Raw genomic sequence first — 4,305 nt, forward strand, 5'->3', positions numbered from 1 at the left:
ACCGCACCCGCGGCCGGCGGCACCACCACCGGTGAGGACGGCATCCTCGGTGGCACCCAGCTGGGTCTGCCCGTGACGCTTCCGATCACGATCGGCGGCAACGCCATCTCGGTCGTGGGCGAGAGCACCGTGACCGGCCCGGGCACCACGCCCGGAACCGACCCCGGAACCGACCCCGGTACCGACCCGGGCACGGACCCGGGCACGGACCCCGGAACCGACCCGGGCACGGACCCCGGAACCACCCCCGGAACGAACCCCGGCACCACTCCGGGCGCGTCCGGGATGGCCTGGGCGTCGGGCGCAGCCGTCTCCGGTGAGGCCACCGGTCTCGCCATGACCGGCGGTGCACCGTCGCCCGCGCTGTGGGCGATCGCCGCCCTGCTGCTTCTGGGAGGTGCGGGCCTGCTGCGCCGTCGCACGGCGTAGGCGCTGAGCCCCGGCGGCGCCGGTGTCCTCGGGGGAGGAGACACGGCTCCGCCGGTGCGCGGCAGCGTCCGCTCGTGCGGTGCGTCCCCCGCACTTCCTCTGCCGAGCGCGACGGCCGCGCGACACGCGGATGCCCCGTGGCGAACCGCCACGGGGCATCCGTTCACGCCTGCGCTCAGGCCGTCAGCGCGGGTGTCGCCCGCCTCAGAGGATGTCGTCGACCTCGCCGTGCGGGATGATCGCCGCCCGGTAGCGCTCCACGAGCTCGCGCCAGCCGAAGCCCTCCGTGTACTCGTGCTCGTACACCGCCTCCGTGAAGTGCCACAGCAGGTACGGATGCGCCCCGAGCCCGTACAGCGCCCCGTAGTCGCGCGCGATGAAGGCCGCCCGCTCCTGCGGCGTCAGCTCCCGGTCGTCGGCGACCGCATCCGGCCCGGCGCCGCCCGCCAGCCACCGGTCGACGAAGCCCTCGGTATCGGCGACGTACGCGTTCACGTTGGCCGTGCTCATCTCGACCGCCCGCATGAACTTGCCGATCATGTACCTGCTCACGATGCAGACCTCCACAGGAAGAACGGGCTCGAGGCGAAACGCGACGTGGTGGCCTCCGCCAGCTCGGCCGGGCGGCCCTGCATCGCGGCGAGGGCCGTGACGATGTTCACATACTGGTAGGTGACGTTGCCCGCCGCCATGATGCGGTCGAACCGGCAGCCGGCGATCGCGGCGTCGAGGTCGCCGTCGCGCATCCACCCGACCGCCTCGGCGTCGAACGCGGGGTCGGGCGAGCCGTTGAACGTGCGCGGCCCTCCGACGTCGGTAGCCATGTGGCCCGAGGTGAGCAGCGCCACCCTGGCCCCGCCGTCCCACGACTCGACCGCGGCGCGCAGGTGATGTCCGAGCGCGGCGAACCGCGCGGCCGAGGGCAGCGGCGGCAGGATGGCATTCGCGTGGATGGGCACGATCGGCAGGTCGAGCTCGGGCCGCACGTACTGCAGCGGGAGCACGAAGCTGTGGTCGAGCCGCCACTCGTGCGACACCGAGAAGTCGATCGCCTCGGGCAGCACCTCGCGTCCGGCGATCTGCGCCGCGAGCTCGGGATGCCCGGTCAGCTCGGCGTACTCCATGCCGAACGTGCGCACCTCGTTCTCGTACGTGCCGTGGTACGACGCGGCTTTGCCGACGATGAACGCGGGCGAGTTGTCGGCGAAGAACTGCCGCACGTGGTCGGTGCCGAGCACGATCAGCACGTCGACCTCGGCCTCGGCGATCGCCTCACGGATGCGCCGGAAGTTCGCCTCCACCGCGACCAGGTCGGGCGGATACGGCTCCCGCATCGCGCGCCACAGCAGCGGGTTGTGCGGGGTCGCCGCCGCCAGCACCAGTTCAGCCACGGTCGGCTCCCTTCTCCGCGGTCACAGCCGGAACAGCTTCCGCGCGTTGTCGATCAGGATCTTGCGGCGCGACTCCTCCTTGAAGCCGAGCTCGTCGAACTCCGCCATCCACCGGTCCGCGGTCATCACGGGCCAGTCCGAGCCGAACAGCACCCGGTCGGAGATGAGCGAGTCCGCGTAGCGCACCACCTCGGGCGGCAGGTACTTCGGAGCCCAGCCGGAGAGGTCGAGGTACACGTTCGATTTGTGCCACACCATCGCCAGGTTCTCCAGGTGCCACGGCCACGCCGGGTGCGCGCTGATGATGTTCAGCTCGGGGAACTCGGCCGCGACGTCGTCGATGTAGGGCACGGGGCGGGCGTTCTCCAGCCGGTACCCTCCGCCGCCCGGGGTACCGGCGCCCGCACCGGGGAACCCGGAGTGGAACATGACCACCAGCCCGAGCTCGGCGCAGGTCTCCCAGATCGGCCAGAACCGACGGTCGTTCGCCAGGAACCTCTGCCGCGACGGGTTCAGCTCGCCCACGCCCTTGATGCCGTACTCGTCGTGCATGCGGCGGATCTCGGCGATCGCCGCCTCGCCCTTCCACGGGTCGATGCCCGCGAAGGCCAGGAACACGTCGGGGTGGTCTCGCTGCGCCCGGCCCAGCAGGTCGTTGGGGGCGCCCTTGATCCCGCTCGTCGTCTCCGAGTCGGAGTTGACGATCACGGCCATCATCCTGCGGTCGCGGTACTGGTCGGCCTGCTCGGCGAACGACACGACCGGCCGCTCCCGCCCGAAGTGCGCGGCCATCTGCGTGTGCCGCGTACCCATCGCCGCGATGAACTCCTCGGTCTGCGGGTGGGTGTGCACGTCGATCGCCACCAGGTCGTCGATGCCGGGCATCAGGCCGCTCCTTCGTTCAGGGTTCCGGCCGCGATGCGCAGGCCGGTCAGCTCCTCGGTGTCGGCCCCGAGCGCGGGCGCATAGACCAGCTCGGGCCGGCCGCTGCGGTGGAACCGGGTGCTCGGCACCGGCACGCGCATCGCGCCGCCCGGTCCCGCGATCTCCTCCACCAGGCCCATGCTCGCGATCTGCGGGTCGTCGAACAGGTCGCCCATCGTGTTGAGCGGGCCGTGCGGGATGTCGTGCGCGGCCAGGCGCTCCAGCCACTCGGCGCGCGGACGGGTGGCGGCGATCTCCTTGAGCACCGCGTCGAGCTCGTCGTAGTTCCGCACGCGCCCCTCCCTGGTCGCGAACCGGGGGTCGTCGGCGAGGTCGGGCCGCTCCAGCACGTCGAGCAGCCCGGTCCAGAACTTCTCCGGGACCGACATGTGGATCACGAACGCCTTGCCGTCGGAACCGCGGCACGCGTACGCCTGGGCGCGACGCGGACGCGAGTCCGGCGACGACACCTGCCCTGTCTCCAGGAACGCCGAGGCGGACTCGGTGAGGAAGTCGAGCAGCGCACCCACCATCGACACCTCGACGTGCTCGCCCTCCCCGCTCACGTCGCGCGCGTGGAGGGCCGCGAGCACCGCCTGCACCGCCGACATCCCCGACAGCAGATCGGAGAACGCCGGGCCCAGCGGGCGGATCGTGTCGGCGGGGACGACCTGGCTGTACATGCCCCCGGTCGCGGAGATCACCGTGTCGTAGGCGGGACGCTTCGCCGAGGGTCCCGTGGGGCCGAAGCCGGTGATGGAACAGGTGATGACGCGCGGGTTGTGCGCGTGCAGGGCCTCCGGACCGAAGCCGAGCCGCTCGGCCACCCCGGGGCGGAAGTTGTCGAGCACGATGTCGGCCTCCGCGACCAGGGCGAACAGCGCCGCCAGCCCCTGCGGACTCTTGAGGTCGAGCACCACCCCGCGCTTGCCCCGGTTGTACGCGGCGAACTGCGGGCTCATGGTCGCTCGACCCTCCCACCGGCGCATCGGGTCGCCCTCCGGCGACTCGACCTTGATCACCTCGGCACCGAGGTCGGCCAGGAGCTTCGCCGCGAAGGGACCGGAGATGTACTGGCCCAGCTCGACCACCCGGATCCCGGCGAGCGCCCCGGCGCCCGGCAGTGCAGTACTCGTCACGTCTGGTCTCCTCTTCGATACCCGTGGTCAGTGCACATCCACGATCACCTTCCCGTCGCCGGCGCGGGGGAAGTCGCGGTAGGCCGTGGCGATGTCGTCGAGCGCGTACCGGGCGCCCGCGAGCGGCGGCAGCACTCCGGCGGCGGCGAGCGCGAGGGCCTCCGCCACGTCGTCGTACCGGGCGCTCGCGGCACCCGCGAGGCGCTTGCGGCGCAGGTAGAAGTCGCGCGCATCGATCCGCAGGTCGGGGTCGACCGAGGCCGAGCAGAACACGGCCCGTCCACCCCAGCCGAGCGCAGCGACCCCGGCGCTCAGCGTGGGGCCGTGGCCGGAGACGTCGAGCACCACGTCGAAGCCGTCCTCCGCGGCGAGGGCGGCCGTGAGGGCGGCGGGATCGGGCGCGTGCAGGAGCCGCTCGTCGC

The 4,305-nt window shown here is 72.2% G+C and carries 6 protein-coding genes; 1 reads left to right on the top strand and 5 read right to left on the bottom strand.

The genetic code is table 11. The features are described 5' to 3' along the window. Nucleotides 1-429, top strand: a 429-nt coding sequence (locus DW309_RS02765) for a chaplin family protein (RefSeq protein ID WP_136044495.1), incomplete at its 5' end; no start/stop codon positions are given. Between the two features lie 204 nt (nucleotides 430-633). On the opposite strand, the gene DW309_RS02770 is transcribed toward DW309_RS02765, so the two are convergent. The 5 genes from DW309_RS02770 to DW309_RS02790 form a co-directional block, all read right to left on the bottom strand. Next, nucleotides 634-981, bottom strand: a complete 348-nt coding sequence (locus tag DW309_RS02770) for a hypothetical protein (RefSeq protein WP_136035165.1) — start codon at nucleotides 979-981, stop codon at nucleotides 634-636. Further along, entirely contained in the window at nucleotides 978-1,820 is an 843-nt protein-coding gene (locus DW309_RS02775) for a DODA-type extradiol aromatic ring-opening family dioxygenase (RefSeq protein ID WP_136044496.1), read from the bottom strand. Before DW309_RS02775 ends, DW309_RS02770 begins: the two co-directional genes overlap by 4 nt. Before the next feature lie 21 nt (nucleotides 1,821-1,841). Beyond that, complete coding sequence (locus DW309_RS02780) at nucleotides 1,842-2,705, bottom strand: amidohydrolase family protein (protein WP_136036795.1); 864 nt, start codon at nucleotides 2,703-2,705, stop codon at nucleotides 1,842-1,844. Beyond that, entirely contained in the window at nucleotides 2,705-3,883 is a 1,179-nt protein-coding gene (locus DW309_RS02785; RefSeq protein WP_136044497.1) for a CaiB/BaiF CoA transferase family protein, read from the bottom strand. Before DW309_RS02785 ends, DW309_RS02780 begins: the two co-directional genes overlap by 1 nt. Before the next feature lie 27 nt (nucleotides 3,884-3,910). Next, on the bottom strand, nucleotides 3,911-4,305 hold a 395-nt coding region (locus DW309_RS02790), incomplete at its 5' end, for a zinc-binding dehydrogenase (RefSeq protein WP_136044498.1).

Origin of the sequence: Microbacterium sp. K41 (assembly GCF_004794395.1) — a bacterium.
In the GTDB taxonomy this organism is placed as follows: Bacteria; Actinomycetota; Actinomycetes; order Actinomycetales; family Microbacteriaceae; genus Microbacterium; species Microbacterium sufflavum.